General features: G+C 74.6%; 13 protein-coding genes. 8 read left to right on the top strand and 5 right to left on the bottom strand.

The annotated features are described in order from the left end of the window. Positions 1–1,585: SNF2 helicase-associated domain-containing protein (locus ABZ721_RS40240; RefSeq protein WP_358793807.1), on the bottom strand; the 1,585-nt coding region annotated here is incomplete at its 3' end. Between the two features lie 70 nt (positions 1,586–1,655). Continuing rightward, complete coding sequence (locus ABZ721_RS40235) at positions 1,656–2,390, bottom strand: TetR/AcrR family transcriptional regulator (protein ID WP_358793806.1); 735 nt, start codon at positions 2,388–2,390, stop codon at positions 1,656–1,658. Between the two features lie 104 nt (positions 2,391–2,494). Between ABZ721_RS40235 and ABZ721_RS40230 the strand changes: the two genes are divergently transcribed. From ABZ721_RS40230 to ABZ721_RS40205, 6 genes are all read left to right on the top strand, one after another. Beyond that, entirely contained in the window at positions 2,495–3,988 is a 1,494-nt protein-coding gene (locus ABZ721_RS40230) for an APC family permease (protein ID WP_358793805.1), read from the top strand. A gap of 53 nt (positions 3,989–4,041) precedes the next feature. Next, positions 4,042–5,685 carry an amidohydrolase gene (locus ABZ721_RS40225; RefSeq protein ID WP_358793804.1) on the top strand — a complete coding sequence of 548 codons (1,644 nt, stop codon included), beginning with the start codon at positions 4,042–4,044 and terminating at the stop codon, positions 5,683–5,685. A gap of 203 nt (positions 5,686–5,888) precedes the next feature. Beyond that, a complete protein-coding gene (locus tag ABZ721_RS40220; protein WP_358793803.1) occupies positions 5,889–6,125 on the top strand; it encodes a hypothetical protein in 237 nt (78 codons plus the stop codon). Next, entirely contained in the window at positions 6,122–6,880 is a 759-nt protein-coding gene (locus tag ABZ721_RS40215) for a sigma-70 family RNA polymerase sigma factor (protein ID WP_358793802.1), read from the top strand. Before ABZ721_RS40220 ends, ABZ721_RS40215 begins: the two co-directional genes overlap by 4 nt. Positions 6,881–6,903: 23 nt before the next feature. After that, the gene (locus ABZ721_RS40210; protein WP_358793801.1) at positions 6,904–7,971 is read left to right on the top strand and encodes a M48 family metalloprotease; all 1,068 of its coding nucleotides are present in this window, start codon (positions 6,904–6,906) and stop codon (positions 7,969–7,971) included. Beyond that, a complete protein-coding gene (locus ABZ721_RS40205) occupies positions 7,908–8,186 on the top strand; it encodes a hypothetical protein (RefSeq protein ID WP_358793800.1) in 279 nt (92 codons plus the stop codon). The genes ABZ721_RS40210 and ABZ721_RS40205 overlap by 64 nt, the downstream gene beginning before the upstream one ends. Before the next feature lie 4 nt (positions 8,187–8,190). Here ABZ721_RS40205 and ABZ721_RS40200 read toward each other — a convergent pair whose 3' ends face one another. Then, complete coding sequence (locus ABZ721_RS40200) at positions 8,191–9,804, bottom strand: APC family permease (RefSeq protein ID WP_358793799.1); 1,614 nt, start codon at positions 9,802–9,804, stop codon at positions 8,191–8,193. A 217-nt stretch (positions 9,805–10,021) separates the two neighbouring features. Here ABZ721_RS40200 and ABZ721_RS40195 point away from each other — a divergent pair, with 217 nt between their 5' ends. Further along, positions 10,022–11,323 (top strand): hypothetical protein, encoded by a 1,302-nt coding sequence (locus ABZ721_RS40195; protein ID WP_358793798.1) that lies wholly within the window; start codon positions 10,022–10,024, stop codon positions 11,321–11,323. Between the two features lie 45 nt (positions 11,324–11,368). Here the strand turns inward: ABZ721_RS40195 and ABZ721_RS40190 are convergent, their stop codons facing one another. Beyond that, on the bottom strand, positions 11,369–12,235 hold the full coding sequence (locus tag ABZ721_RS40190; protein ID WP_358793797.1) for a geranyl diphosphate 2-C-methyltransferase: 867 nt from the start codon (positions 12,233–12,235) through the stop codon (positions 11,369–11,371). A 116-nt stretch (positions 12,236–12,351) separates the two neighbouring features. Then, positions 12,352–13,518 (bottom strand): family 2 encapsulin nanocompartment cargo protein terpene cyclase, encoded by a 1,167-nt coding sequence (locus ABZ721_RS40185; protein WP_358793796.1) that lies wholly within the window; start codon positions 13,516–13,518, stop codon positions 12,352–12,354. Between the two features lie 375 nt (positions 13,519–13,893). Between ABZ721_RS40185 and ABZ721_RS40180 the strand changes: the two genes are divergently transcribed. After that, on the top strand, positions 13,894–14,567 hold a 674-nt coding region (locus ABZ721_RS40180), incomplete at its 3' end, for a cyclic nucleotide-binding domain-containing protein (protein WP_358793795.1).

Here is a 14,567-nt window from a genome sequence, read left to right as displayed (position 1 = left end):
CGGCCAGGGCCTTCGGGGGCTCCGCGACCCCGGGGGCGCCCCCGGGGTCGGCCGCCGGATCCGCGATGAGCGCGCGCACCTCCTCCAGCACACCGCCGGCGGTGACGGCGACCTGTTCGCCGTCGACCTCGACGCTGCCGGTCAGCGCGGCGCCGAGGGCGTCGATCGCGGTCAGCCCGGGCGCCGTCGACCGCTCGGCGCGGCGCAGGCGGCGGACCAGTTCCGGGTCCACGACCACCCACTGGTCGCGCAGCCGCACGATCGGCCGGTGTGCCTGGATGAGGAGCTCGAGTTCCTCCGCGGTGAGTTCCTGCTCGCCCAGGGCGACGCGCCAACGGAAGTCCAGCAGGCCGCCGGTGGACAGGAACGTCGCGGCGGCGGACTGCGTGCCCTTGCGGCGGGCGGGTTCCAGGACTCCGGCCGCGGTCAGGTCCCGTACCAGCTCCTTGGGCCAGTGGACGGCGACGCCGGCGGCCGACAGGCGCTCCGCCGCCTCGCCCAGCAGCGCCCGGGCCTCGTCGTCGGACAGGTCCAGGCCGGTCGGGGCCGCCGCGTCCAGCAGCCGTCCGGCCGGGGGCCAGGCCCGTGCGGCGCGGCGCAGCGTCAGCAGCGTGTCGACCTGCGCGCGGGGGCCGAACAGGGCGGGAGCCACCGCCCGCCCGGACCACAGATCGGCGGCGTCGGCCAGCACGGAGGGGTCGGCGAGGCTGCGCAGTTGGACCACCGCGCGGAACGCGTCCGCGCGGCCCAGCTCCAGCCGCAGCGACACTGCCAGACCCGCGTCGCGGCCCGCGGCGACCTCCGCCGCCCAGGCCCGCTGCTCGGGCACGGGCTGCGGCGCCCGGGCCGCGAACGCCGCGCCGCCGGCGACCTGGCGGGCGGCGGGAGGGCGGGTGAGGGAGTCGGCGACCGCGTCGAGGAAGGCCCGCAGCAACGGCTCGGCCGCGGGGAGCGCGAGGGGGGAGCGTCCGGGGACCGCGACGGCGCGGGCCTCGGGCGGCATCGCGGCGGCCAAAGTGCCCAGCCGCTCGTGGTCCGCGGCGTCCAGCGGGCCGACCCGCCACGCGTCGAAGCCCTCCGGCGACACCCCGGGCAGCACCCGGCCCCGGGCCAGCAGCCCGAGCGCGTGCAGGCCCGCCGTACCCCAGAACGCCGTACTCGACGCGACAGGGGCCGACGGTGGCCCGTTGCCGACCGCACCGTCGCCGTTCGCACCGTTTCCACCCGCCCCGTTTCCGCCCGCCCCGTCGCCGTTCGCCCCCAGCGCCCGGCAGCGGGTCAGCAGCGGCAGCGCCTGCTCCACCGGCAGCAGCTCGGCGGTCACTCGCGCCCGCCGCACGGACGAGCCGTGCGGGCGCACCACGGTCAGCTCCTCGCGCTCCCCGCCGAGGTCCGGCAGTTCGCCGCCGGACGTCCAGAACGCCACCCGTCCCCTGCGGGGCGGATCCGCCGGGAGGAACACCGCCTCGCCCGCGGCGAGGGCGCCCAGGTGGGCGAGCCGCTGCCCCAAGGACGCGGCCGCCGATGGCCCGCCGGACCCCGCCGCCCGGGCGCCTGCCGCCACCGACGGGTTGACCTTCGCCACCGCACCCACTCCTCCGCCCGCGCCGTCGGCACGGGTCCCGCTCGCCCTCAACCGGCCCAGGCTATCGGCGTCACCCCTCCCGCCGCTCCGACACGGCCGGTCGGCGGAGCGCCTCCAGCCGGGCCGCCGCCGCGTCCAGGAACAGGTCCAGGGTCCGGGCGTAGGCGCTGCGGCGCATCTCGGTCCGCAGCAGGTGGTTGGTGGCCGCGATGTGCGGGTGGGTGGTGCTCGGCAGGGACGCGTACGTCTGCTGCCAGACCTGCCGTTCGGCCTCCCGCGCCTCCGGCGGCAGCGCGGTGCTGGCGGCGTCCAGGGCCGCGTAGGCCAGGCTGGTGTCGACGAAGATGTGGTACATCCGGACCGCCTCGGCGTCCGGGAAGCCGCCGCGGCGCAGCACGCCGAGGATCGTCTCGATGGCGAAGGCCTCGTGCGGCCGGCCGGTGACCCGGTAGGTCGCCAGCATCGCCGCCTGCGGGTGCTCCAGGTACGCGGCGTGCATCCGCAGGCCCAGTTCGCGCAGGTCGGCGCGCCAGTCGCCGCGCAGGGTCCAGCCGGTGAAGGCCTGCCCGATGAGTTCGTCGGCGACGGCGAGCAGCAGGTCGTCGGTGTTGCGGAAGTACCGGTAGAGCGCGCTGGGGTCCGCGCCGAGCGCCGCGCCCAGCCGCCGTACGGTCAGCGCGGCGGATCCGTGCTGGCGGATCAGCCGCAGCGCGGTCGTGACGATCAGGGCTTCGGACAGCACCGTGCCCTGCTTGGTGGGGCGGCGGCGCGGCCGTCCGGCCCCGGACATCTGCCGGTCGGTCATGGCGGGGAGCTTATGTCAACGCCATTGACCTGTTAAGAGCCCGCACGCTTCCATGTCGCTCCAACCCAGTCCCGAGGCGAAGCGGTGGCCCGATGACAACAGACATGAGACGGTCGCTCGGCGTGCTGGACGGCGTGGTCATCGCCGCCTCCACCACCGCGGCGACCACCAGCATCGGCATCGGCATGGGGCTCATCGCCGGGATCGTCGGGCTGCACCTGCCGATCATCATGGTGCTGGCGTTCCTGCCGATCCTGGGCATCGCCGCGGCCTACTCCCGGCTCAACCGGGTCGAGCCCAACTGCGGCAACAGCTACGTCTGGGTCGGCCGCTCGGTCAGCCCCTGGCTGGGGTTCCTCTCCGGCTGGGTGAACGTCGTGGGCACGGTCGTCTTCCTCGCCTACACCACGACCGTGACCGGCTCGGCCCTGATGCAGCTCGCCGGCCAGGCGGGCCTGCACCGCGTGGCCGGCATCGCCCTCGACCCCGACAGCACGATGCAGTCGACGCTGCTGGGGCTGACGGTGCTGCTGGGCGCCACGCTCGCCGCCGTCACCGGGGTCGACGTCGCCGCCCGGCTGCAGCGCTGGCTGCTGGCCTTCGAGTACCTGGTGCTGCTGGGCTTCTGCGGCTACGGCCTGATCGCCGGCAGCCAGCCGTTCAGCCTGGACTGGTTCAACCCCTTCACGATCCCCTCGCTCACCGCGCTGGCGCAGGGCATGGTGGTGGCGGTGTTCTGCTACTGGGGCTTCGACGCGGCCTTCAGCGTCAGCGAGGAGGTGCGCGACCCGCGCGACGCCTCCCGCAGCGGCCTGATCACCGTGTTCACCATGCTCGGCCTGTTCCTGCTCGGCGCCGTGTCCTTCCAGCGGGTCCTGTCGCAGGGCCAGCTCGTCGACAACGGCGCCCAGGGGCTGACCTACTTCGGCCACCAGCTCGCGCACCAGCCGCTGGCGGCGCTGCCGCTGGTCGCGCTGACGTTCTCCGCCGTGGCCTCGCTGCAGGCCGGGGTAATCCCCACGGTACGCGGGCTGTTCGCCATGGGCCGCGACCGCACCGTCGGCCCGGTCTGGACGCGCATCCACCCCAAGTACGGGACGCCCGCGGCGGGCACCCTGCTGCTGGGGGCGATCGCCGCCGCGGTGGCGGTGCTCTCGCTGGTCATCCCGAAGGTCAGTGAGCTGATCAGCGCCAGTGTCAGCGCGATCGGCATCGTCGTCGCGCTCTCCTACGGCCTGACGGCGATCGCCGCCGCCGTGCGCTTCCGCGGGCTGCTGCGCGGCGCGTACGGCGAGGCGGTGCGGGCGGTCGTGCTGCCGGTGCTCAGCGCGCTGGTGCTGTTCGCGCTCGCCGGCTACATGTGCTGGGGCTATGCCACCTCAGCCGACCACTTCGCGGTGCGGGCGGACAACGGCTGGTTCCTGCTGCTGATGCCCGCCCTGATGATCCTGTCCGGGCTGCTGGCCGCCGGCTGGGCCAAGTGGGGCCGCCGCTCGCCGTACTTCACCGCCGGCCAGGCCACCGACGCGGGCGCGGCGGACCTGCTCGCCGCCGCCCCCACGACCGCCCCTCCCGCCGCGCCGTCCACGACCCCGTGAAACGTCCGCCCACCCCCGACCCCACTCCCCCGACCTCTCTCCCGGAGCACCTCATGACCCACGCCGACCTCGTCTTCACCGGCGGCCCCGCCCTGACCACCGACCCGGCCCGCAGCCGCGCCACGAGCGTGGCGGTGCGCGGCGAGCGCATCGCCGCCGTCGGCCACGACGAGGTGCGCGAGCTGATCGGCCCCGGCACCGAGGTGGTGGACCTCGCCGGCCGGCTGCTGATCCCCGGCTTCCAGGACGCCCACGTCCACGCCGTCTACGCCGGCGTCGAGTTGGGCGAGTGCGACCTGACCGGCACCACGAGCCTGCCCGAGTACCAGCGCCGCGTCGCCGCCTACGCCCAGGCGCACCCGGACCGGGAGTGGATCACCGGCAGCGGCTGGTCGCTGGAGAGCTTCGAGGGCGGGGTGCCCACCCGCCACCTCCTCGACGCGGTCGTCGCCGACCGGCCCGTGCTGCTGTTCAACCGCGACCACCACGGGGCCTGGGCCAACACCCGCGCCCTGGAGCTCGCCGGGCTCACCGCCGGCAGCGCCGACCCGGCCGACGGGCGCATCGAACGCGAGGCCGACGGCACCCCCGGCGGCATGCTGCAGGAGGGCGCGACCGGGCTCGTCGCGCGCCTGGTCCCCCCGACCACCGCCGCCGACCGCCTCGCCGGGCTGCTCCGCGCCCAGCAGGTGCTGCACGGTCTGGGCATCACCGGCTGGCAGGACGCCATCCTCGGCGTCTTCAACGGCCAGCCCGACCCCTCCGACGCCTACCTGGCGGCGGCCACCGCCGGCACCCTGACCGCGCGCGTCAACGGCGCCCTGTGGTGGGACCGCACCCGCGGCGCCGAGCAGATCCCCGAACTGGTCGAGCGCCGGGCCCGGTTGCGCACCGGACGGTTCCGGGCCGACTCGGTGAAGATCATGCTGGACGGCATCACCGAGAACTTCACCGCCGCGATGACGGCCCCCTATCTGGACTCCTGCGGCTGCGCCACCGCCAACAGCGGGCTGAGCTTCGTCGACCCGGCGGCGCTGCGCGGCCATGTCGTGGAGCTGGACGCACTGGGCTTCCAGGTCCACTTCCACGCGCTGGGCGACCGCGCGGTGCGGGAGGCCCTGGACGCGGTCGAGGCCGCCCTCGCCGCCAACGGGCACCGCGACAACCGCCACCACCTCGCCCATCTGCAGGTGGTCCACCCCGACGACGTCCCGCGCTTCGCCCGGCTGGGCGCGATCGCCAACCTGCAGCCGCTGTGGGCGATGCACGAGCCGCAGATGGACGAGCTGACCATCCCGTTCCTCGGCGGTGGACTGGCCGCCCGGCAGTACCCGTTCGGCGACCTGCTGCGGGCCGGCGCCACCCTGGCGGCGGGCAGCGACTGGCCGGTGAGCAGTCCCGACCCGCTGCGGGGCATCCATGTCGCGGTCAACCGCGTCGGCCACGGCGAGGACCGCCCGCCCTTCCTGCCCGAGCAGCGGCTGGACCTGGGCACCGCGCTGGCGGCGTACACGGCGGGCTCGGCCCATGTGAACCACCAGGACGACACGGGCACCATCCGGGTCGGCGCCCTGGCCGACCTCGCGGTCCTGGACCGCGATCCCTTCGCGGGGCCCGCCGAGGAGATCGGCTCCACCACCGTGGCACTGACCTACGTCGGCGGCGCCCGCGTCCACGCGGCGGCCGACGCGCGCTGACCGCCGCGCCCGCCCCGTCCCCGACCCAAAGCACCGGCCCCTGCTCCTGCTCCTGGCAGCACACCCGTCGCACCCCGGCAGCGTCCCGCGAAAGAAAGTCCGCCCGGCGGGTAAACGCGGGCGCCGTCCGCGGGTGTTGAGCGGTGTTGCAGTCGGCAGGGGACCTGCCGACGTTACGGGGTCGGCGAGGGATGTGGTCGCGTATGTGGGAATCGGTAACGCTGGCGGTACTGGCCGCTACGGTCAAAGTCACCTGCCAGGTGGTGTCCTGGCGGCGCGAGGTCAGCCGTGAACGCGAACGGGCCCGCCTCGTGCTCGGCGCGCTGCGCCTGGCGGGCCACGCGGTCCGGGTGGAGGACCGCCGCCCGGACGGGGGCGTGCTGACCGTGCGGGGCGAGGGCCCGGCCGCCTCGGGCGGCCGGGAGGGGGAGGCGTCATGAACGGCGGAACCGGCGGGGTGCGCGCCGGGGCGCGGGAACCCGCACCCGAAGGTGGCGACGCAGCGGCGGGCGAGGAGCGCGAGCCCGCCGACTTCGACACGTTCTTCACCGCCCACCGGCCGGCCCTGCTGGCCCGGGCGGTCATGCTGTGCGGCAACCGCCAGGACGCGGAGGACGCCGTCCAGGAGGCCTTCCTGGCGGCGCTGGAGAACTGGGGCCGGATCAGCGGCTACGAGCAACCCGACGCGTGGGTGGGTCTGGTGATGCGCAGAAAACTCTGGCGCGCGCTGCGCCTGCGGCTGCGGGCCAGGCGCGCCGCCCTGGACGTGCCGCTCCCCCGCCAGGCGGCACCCGATGAGACGGCGCAGGCCCGGCGGGTGCTGACCGCGATGGCCGGGCTGCCGCCGCGGCAGCGGATGGTGCTGGTCATGTTCGGCCTGTACGCGATGACGCACGACGAGATCGCCGCCGACCTGGACATCACGGCCTCCACGGCGCGGGGCAACCTCCGCAAGGGGCGCGCCAACCTGCGGCGGATGCTCGGCCTCGACCCGACCACCGACCCGCTGGGCGAGGTGCCGCTGCTGGGCACCGGCGGACCGGCGCCCGGGGACCGGCTCGCCGCGGCCCTGAGCGCCACCGAAGCCTGGCTGTGCGCGGCCTTCGCGGACGACGACCAGGCGCCGCGGCGGGCCCGGGCGGACCTGGCCGCACGGCACGGCGAGGGCGCCGGGCCCACGGGACCGGGCGCGTGAAGGCCCGCTCGGCCCCGGGGCGTGTGCGGGCCCCTTCGGCCACCGGGCGCGCGCGGGTCCGCTCGGCCACCGGGCGCGCCCTGCTCGGCTGCGTCCTGCTGGCCGGGGTCCACCTGCTCGCCGCCGCCCTGCTGGCCGTACAGCTCCTGCTGCTCATCGCCGTCCTGACCACCGAGTCCTGGCAGCTCGCCCTGCTCGGCACCGTCACCGTGGTGCCCGTGTCCACCCTGGCCTACGGGCTGCTCGCCGGGGCGTCCGCCGCCGTGCCCGAAGGGCCCCGGATCGAGCTGACCCCCGAGGAGCAGCCCGAGCTGTGGGCCCTGACCCTGCGGCTCGCCGCCGAGCTGGACACCGCGGCGCCCACGACGCTGCGGCTGACCGGCGCCGCCAACGCCTGCGCCGGCGAGCGCAGCCGGCTGCTGGGCCTGGTCGGCGGCCCCCGCACCCTGGACCTGGGCCTGCCCCTGCTGCTGGAGCTCAGCCGGGACGAACTGGGCGCGGTGCTCTGCCACGAGCTGGGGCACTACGCGGGCCGGCACACCCGGCTGGCGGCGGTCAGCCACCGCGGCAGCGTCCGGCTCGAACGCACCGTGCGCTACCTGGAGTTCCTGGCGAACGACCAGACCAGCGTCAAACCGGTGGTGCGCGTGCTCCTGAAGGTCACCCGGGCCTACAACGGGGTGTACCTGCGCCGGACCCTGGCCGTCCGGCGCCGCCAGGAGCTGGAGGCGGACACGGCGGCGGCCCGGATCGCCGGGCGCGCACCTTCGCCCGCGCCCTGCGGACCGTGCACGCCCTGGCGCCGCCGGCCGTCGCCGACGACGGGCTCGGCAGCCATCCGCCGCTGGCGGTCCGGCTGGCGGCCCTGCACCCCGGCGGCGATCCGGACGGCGACCACCGGACACCCGCACCCGGGGACGCGGACGCTCCCGCCGCCGGTCTGCTGCGCGACCTGCCCGGGCTGGCCCGGGCCCTGCGGGACGCCGGGCCCGCGGAGGACGTGCCCGCCGCGCAGGACGGCACCACGATGGCGGCGAAACCGCCCGCGCTCAACAAGGCGCTGCTGCGCTTCCTGCTCAAGGTCAACCTGATCGGGATGTCCCTGGTGCTGGCCGCGAGCATCGTCGTGCACACCGTCATCCACCCGCCCCGCGCCGACCCGCCGCCGTACTCCCCGCCGCCCACCGCGCAGGACCTCTGGCCCGTCGGCGGGTCGCCCGCACCGCTGCCCGGTCCCACGTTCACCTTCCCGCCGCTGCCGCCGCCGGGGCAGCTGAGCACCCTGCCGCTGCTGCCGGTGCGGTGAGCGCCTACGCGGCCGGGACCGGCGGGGCGGAGCCGGCGCGCAGGTGCGCGGTCCCGGAGCGGACGGCCCAGGCGAAGACCGCCAGCGAGACGACGCCGACCACCACCGTGTCGTAGGGGGCGGGCAGCCGGCCCGAGCCGCCGAAGGTGCCCAGCCAGGACAGCACGGTCAGCGCGGCCAGATGGCAGACCAGCCACGCGCCGTGCCGCAGCTCCGCCCGCATCGGCAGCCCGCCGGCATCCCGCCGCAGCAGCAGGAACAGCGGCACCCCGGCGAGCACTAGCGGCAGGGCCAGCCGCAGGTCGTGCCAGCCCGACCAGTAGACGAACTCGGCGGCCACCACGAAGCTGACCGGCGCGATCCAGCGCACGCCGGGCACCTGGCCGTCCGTGCGGGCCACCCCCCGCTCCCGGTCCTGCGCCCGGAACACCGCGACGGCGACCGCGGACGCCGCGTAGATGAGCAGGTACATGTCGCCCATCACGCTGACGATGTCCTGCCAGCCGCCGAACGGCAGCATGAACAGGACGATGACGACGAGGTTGAGCAGCAGCGCGCGGTGGGCCATCCCGGAGCGGGGGTCGATCCGCATGAAGAAGCGCGGCAGCAGGGTGTTCTTGGCCAGGGCGTAGGTGTGCCGGGCGTCGATCGCGACCCCCACGTAGGCCGAGCCGCCCGGCGAGACCACCGCGTCGGCGTAGAGCAGGGTGGCCAGCCAGTGCAGGTTGAGCACCAGGGCCAGCTGCCCGAACGGCGAGTCGAAGGTGACGCCGTGCCAGCCGTCGCCCAGCAGCGAGTCCGGCACCGTGTACAGGAACGCCAGCTGCAGCCCCAGGTAGACCAGCAGGGCCAGTGCGATGCCGGTGAGCACCGCGCCCGGCACGTTGCGGCGGGGGTTGCGGGCCTCGCCGGAGAAGTCGAGCGGCGCCTGGAACCCGTTGACGGAGTAGACGATGCCGCCGCTGGCGAGTGCGGTCAGGCAGGCCGCGTACCCGTACGGGGCGAAGCCGCCGTGGTCGGTCAGGCGCCCGGAGTGCGTGCCGGACAGGAACAGGGCCACCACGGTCAGGATCGGCACGACCACCTTGAAGAGCGACACCAGGTTGTTCAGCCGCGCGAAGGTGCGGACCGCGAACCAGTTCAGGGCGGTCAGCAACACGCTCAGTCCGGTGGCCACGGCCAGGCCCGACGCGGTCAGCCGCCCGTCGTCGTACAGGCCCGGCAGGTAGTGCGCCGCGTACTGCATGATCGCGCTGATCTCCGCCGCGGTGCCGCCGACCGACAGCAGCACCGACCAGCCCACGACGGTGCCCACCAGCCGCCCGCTGGCGTACAGCGGCCAGCGCACTGTGCCGCCGCCCTCGGGGCGGGTGGCCCCCAGCTCCACCATCACCAGCGCCACCAGGCCGCACAGCACACCGGCCGCGACCCAGGACAGCAGCGAGGCCGGGCCGGCGGTCTGGGCGGCGAACATCGCCGCGAACAGCCAGCCGGAGCCGAGGATGTTGGAGAACCCGATCGCCGCCAGGCTCCAGAAGCCCAGCTCCTTGCGGAGCCGGCGCTCCTCGCTCAGCGCCGTGGGGACGTCCGCGGCCGGCCGTGGCTCGTTCTGCGGCACGTGCGCACCTCTCCTCACAGGGGCTGGCGGGAACGCCGGGCCCAGCGTGTCACGCCGGGCGCCGCTGACCGCGAAGGACCGCCCCGCGGCGGGCCCCGCCCACCGGCCTGTCGCACCCCCGGCTCGCCCGGGAGGCCTAGCCCCGGGTGCGCGGACGCCGCCCGGGGCGGTCAATGGGAAGCAGCGGCGCCCGGCCGCGCCTTCTTCCTGGAGCGCTATGAGCACCCCGCCCGCGACCCCCGCCCCCGCCGGGGTCCCGCCTGCCGCCGGGCGGGCGGGACGCTCGCGCGGCGGGCGGATCGCACGGCGCGCCGCCTCGATCGTGCTGCTCGTCCTGACCTGCGTGCTCGTGCCGGTCTCGCTGCTCGCCGTGTGGGTGCACGACATCGCGCTGGACACCGACCGGTACGTCGCCACCGTCCGCCCGCTCGCGCAGGACCCGGCGGTCCAGGACGCCGCGGTGCGGCGGATCGGCGAGGCCGTGGCGGTCCAGGTCGACGGCGACCAGGTCGCCTCGGACCTCGCCGCGTGGCTGCAGTCCCAGGGCCTGCCGCCGCGCGTGGGCACGGCCTTCAAGGCGCTGGGCCCGCGGATCGACGACGCCGCCCGGGAGGTCGTGGAGAAGGCGGCCGGCGCGTTCGTGCGCAGCGACCGGTTCGCGCGCGTGTGGACGGACACCAACCGGCTCGCCCACGCCTCGCTCGTGCACGCGCTGACCGGGCAGGGCCGCGGGGCGGTCGGCGTGGCCGACGGCACCGTGACCCTCGACGTGGGCGCCGCGGTGGACGCGGTCGCGCAGCAGCTCGTGGACGCGGGGGTCGCCCCGGCGGCGCAGATCCCCACCGTCGACAAGCAACTGGTACTGCTGCACTCCGACCAGCTGGCCAAGGCCCGCGGCGCGGCGCACCTGCTGGACGTCGTCGGCAACTGGCTGCCGGCGCTGACCGCGCTGCTCGGCACGGCCGGGGTGCTGCTGGCCCGCCGGCGGCGGCGCGCGCTGATGGCCGTCATGCTCGGATCCGCCGGGCTGTGCCTGCTGTTCTCCCTCGCCTTCGTCGTGGCCCGCCACTACTACCTCGACCACCTGCCCGCGCAGGTGTCCCGCCCGGCGGCCGCGGCGGTCTTCGACACCCTGCTGCACTTCCTGAAGGCCGCCCTGCGCACCGCGCTGGTGCTCGGCGTGGTCGTCGCGCTCGGCGCGTACCTGTCGGGCGACGGGCGGCTGCCGCGGGCGGTGCGCGGCAGGGCCGAGCGCACCGCCGACGCCGCCGCGCGCTGGGCCGGCGCCCACGGGGTGCGCACCGGCCGCGCGGGCGAGTGGACGGCGCGCCACCGGCGGTGGCTCACCACCGGCGTGCTGCTGGTCCTCACGCTGGTCTTCGCCCTGTGGAACCACCCGACGGTGCCGACCGTCCTGCTGCTGGTGCTCGTCCTGCTGGCGGCACTGGCCGTGCTCGCGCTGCTGGCCGCCACCGGCCGCACCCCCGGCCCCGACCGGACCGAGGTCCGGCCCGGCTGACCGATGGTGCGCCCGATGGTGCGGCCGGCGGTGCGGCCGAGGAGCTCAGACGCGGTCGGCCGCGATGAGCAGGTACTGGAAACTGCCGTCCTTGTACGCGGTCAGGAACGGGTCCTCGATACCGGTGACCAGCGACGACTTGGCGCGCAGCTCCCAGTACGGGATCGTCGCCGCGGTGAGGTCCACCACGCTGATCGGCACCAGGCGGTTGGCCGCCATCTCCTTGAAGTAGGTACTGCGGGGGTGGATGTCGCAGATGTAGTGCGCGTTGATCTGACTCACCGCCCGCGAGGGCAGCCCGTAGGTGTCGTTGTAGCAGCCGGTGATGGTCACATAGCGTCCGCCGCGGGCCAGCAGGCGCGAGTGCTCCGCGAACAGCAGCCCCAGGTCGACGTACATGGTGCTCTCGTTGTTCCAGATCCCGCGGAAGCTGCCCGTCTCGAACCCGGTGCTGAGCATGTTCTTGAGGTGGAACCGGACCTTGTCGTCCACCCCGCGCTTGACGGCCTGGTCGTTGGCGAAGTCGACCTGCGACTGCGAGATCGACACCCCGTCCACCGCGCACCCGAACCGCTGGTTGGCCACGATGCTGCCCCCGCCGCGACCCGATCCGGCGTCCAGCAGCCGGTCCTCCGGCGCGATCGCGCCGAACTGGTCGAGCAACAGCTCCGTCTGGTTGCACTCCAGCCGGTGCAGCTCCTTGGTGACCTGGTGCTCCCGGCTGTCCTCCGGCGCGTCGAGCACCGACCAGTCCACGTCACCGATGCCGTAGTGGTGGTGGTAGATGCCGTCCACGTCGCCCAGGCGCAGGTTGACCGGGTTCTTCTCCGCGTTCCAGTACGCGGCGACGGAGCGCTGGTACGGGCTGGTGTGCAGCAGCTGCGTCGGGGCGGCGATGTGGTCGAGGGTCATGGGTGTGCGTACTCCTTGGATCGTCAGGTCAGAGCGTCGGAAGGTCGAAAGGCCGTCAGGTCGGAAAGGGGTCCGGCCGGAAGGACGTCAGGCCGTGGCGGGGCGGGCGGGCGCGCTCACGGCGCGGTGGCGTAGCGGCCGCCGACGTGGCCGGCGTGCCACTCGTGGTTGCCGCCCATCCAGTTCGCCAGGCCGGTCGCGTACCGGGCGGTGAGGGGGTGGCCGCTCAGGACGGCGGCCTCGGTGTCGAACGCGCGCACCAGCTCGTTGTGGACCTCGATGGCCTGGGTGAAGGCCTCGTCGATGCCGCACTCCTCCTCCGCCGCGATGACGGTGGGCAGGCTGTAGTGGAACCGCCCGGAGGCCTGCTCCTTGCGCAGCGAGTACAGGTCGTTGAGGACCGTGGAGGCGGTGGAGGCCAGCGCGGTCGCGCGCTGCACGGCCGGCAGCGCGAACAGTTCGGCCGGCAGTTCGTAGCCGCCGATCGCGTCCGTGATCGCCAGGCACGGGCGGAAGGAGTTGAGCTGCCGCTGCACCAGGTACTCCCACACCGGCGGGGTGCGCTCCTCCTGCACGCACGCGGCTTCGGCCTCGTAGCCCAGGTACAGGCTGGCGACCTCGTGGCGGAAGCGGTGGGCCTGCGCGGGGGTGGCGAGGGCGGTCAGCGACTCCATGGCCGCGTGCATGGAGCGCAGCGCCGGGTGGTCGGCCAGCGCCGCGCGCCAGTGGGCGTCGTAGGGGGCGGGCATGTGGCTGGGGTCGATCGCGGACTGGGCGACGGCCAGGCGGGCGCCGAGCCCTTCGGGTGTGCCGCCGAGTTCGGGTTCGCAGAAGTAGTCGTCCACCGCGTTCTCCCCGGTCAGGAGTTTGGCGGCGGTCAGGAGGTGCTCGGTGCTGGGCGCGTCGGGGTGGCACAGCACGACGGAGCGGCCCGGGTCGAAGGACAGCAGGCCCGCGCGCAGGTCCGGCGAGCGGAACAACCCCACGCCGTCGGCCCATTCCAGCAGTTGCGCGTTGATCAGGTCGGCCAGCGCCCGGTCGTCGCGCACCGCGGGCGGGCAGTACAGGCCCTCGATGCGGGAGGGTGCCGGGGTCGCGCGGCCCGGGGGGTGGTCCGGGAGTTGGGCCGGGGGCGGGGGGGTGAAGCGGAGGGCGGCGCTGCCCAGTCCGGCCGGTCCGGCCAGGATCCGTCCCAGGGCCTCGGCCGGCGGCTGTCCCCGGTCGGGGGTGATCGTGGCATGGCTCTCCCGTCGAATACTGGGCGGGTGTTCGATTCCGTTCACGCGTCCCATCGGGAATCCTTCGAAGTCGGTCACGGTGTCGGTGAATTGGCGGACGCGGCCGGTGGGTGCGGCGTCCGCAGGGAAGCATTTCCGTATGAGTTGCCTTTGATACTCATTCGATCGAGTGATAGCGCGATCGTGGTCGGTCGGCGATACTTCAACCGACGAAACGGCCCTGCGGGCACGGGTGTTGGACCCGGACGCGGGGCACTTCACCGTTCGCGCCGGAAACGTCCGGCCGACCCGAAGAGCGCGTCCCTACACGATCCCGCGAGCACGTCGCAGCCTTTTTGGTCTTTTCGAGAAACGACGTCGGATTCCGTGGGAGAAACGTCATCCGCGGACCCTTACGAATGCCATGGCAAAGGATTCAGTATGTCCATCGAAGCACGCCCGGAATCCGCGCCCGCGTCGGCGGCGAGCCCGTCAGGCGGCCCGTCGCACACGAGCCTGGATACGGCTGCCGCCCGGAATCTGGCGACCACGACCAAGTCCGCGCCGCAGATGGCGGGGATCTCCTCGCGGTGGCTGCTGCGCATGCTGCCCTGGGTCGAGGTCACCGCGGGCACCTACCGGGTCAACCGCCGGCTGACCTACACCGCCGGCGACGGCAAGGTCACCTTCGTCAAGACCGGCTCCCAGGTCCGCGTCATCCCCGCCGAGCTGGGCGAGTTGGCCCTGTTGCGCTCCTATGGCGACGAGGCCGTGCTGACCGCGCTCGCCGACCGCTTCACCCAGCGCGAGTTCGCCCCCGGCGAGGTGCTCGCGGAAGCCGGCCACCCCGTCGACACGCTGTTCCTGCTCGCCCACGGCAAGGTCGAGCAGCTCGCCGAGGGTGAGTTCGGTGAGCAGAACCGTCTGGGGGTGTTCGGGGACGGGGCGCACTTCGGCGAGCAGGGGCTGCTGGATGCCGACAGCTCCTGGGAGTTCACCGCCCGCGCGGCGACCACCACTACGGTGCTGGCGCTGTCCCGGCAGGACTTCCAGTCCCTGGCCGACCAGTCCCCCACCCTGCGCGCCCACGTCGAGGCCTACCGCGCCATTCCGCG

The organism is Streptomyces sp. NPDC006733 (assembly GCF_040636125.1).
In the GTDB taxonomy this organism is placed as follows: Bacteria; Actinomycetota; Actinomycetes; order Streptomycetales; family Streptomycetaceae; genus Actinacidiphila.
The sequence above is the reverse complement of the archived record's forward strand: the minus strand, read 5'-3'. Positions and strand labels throughout refer to the sequence as shown.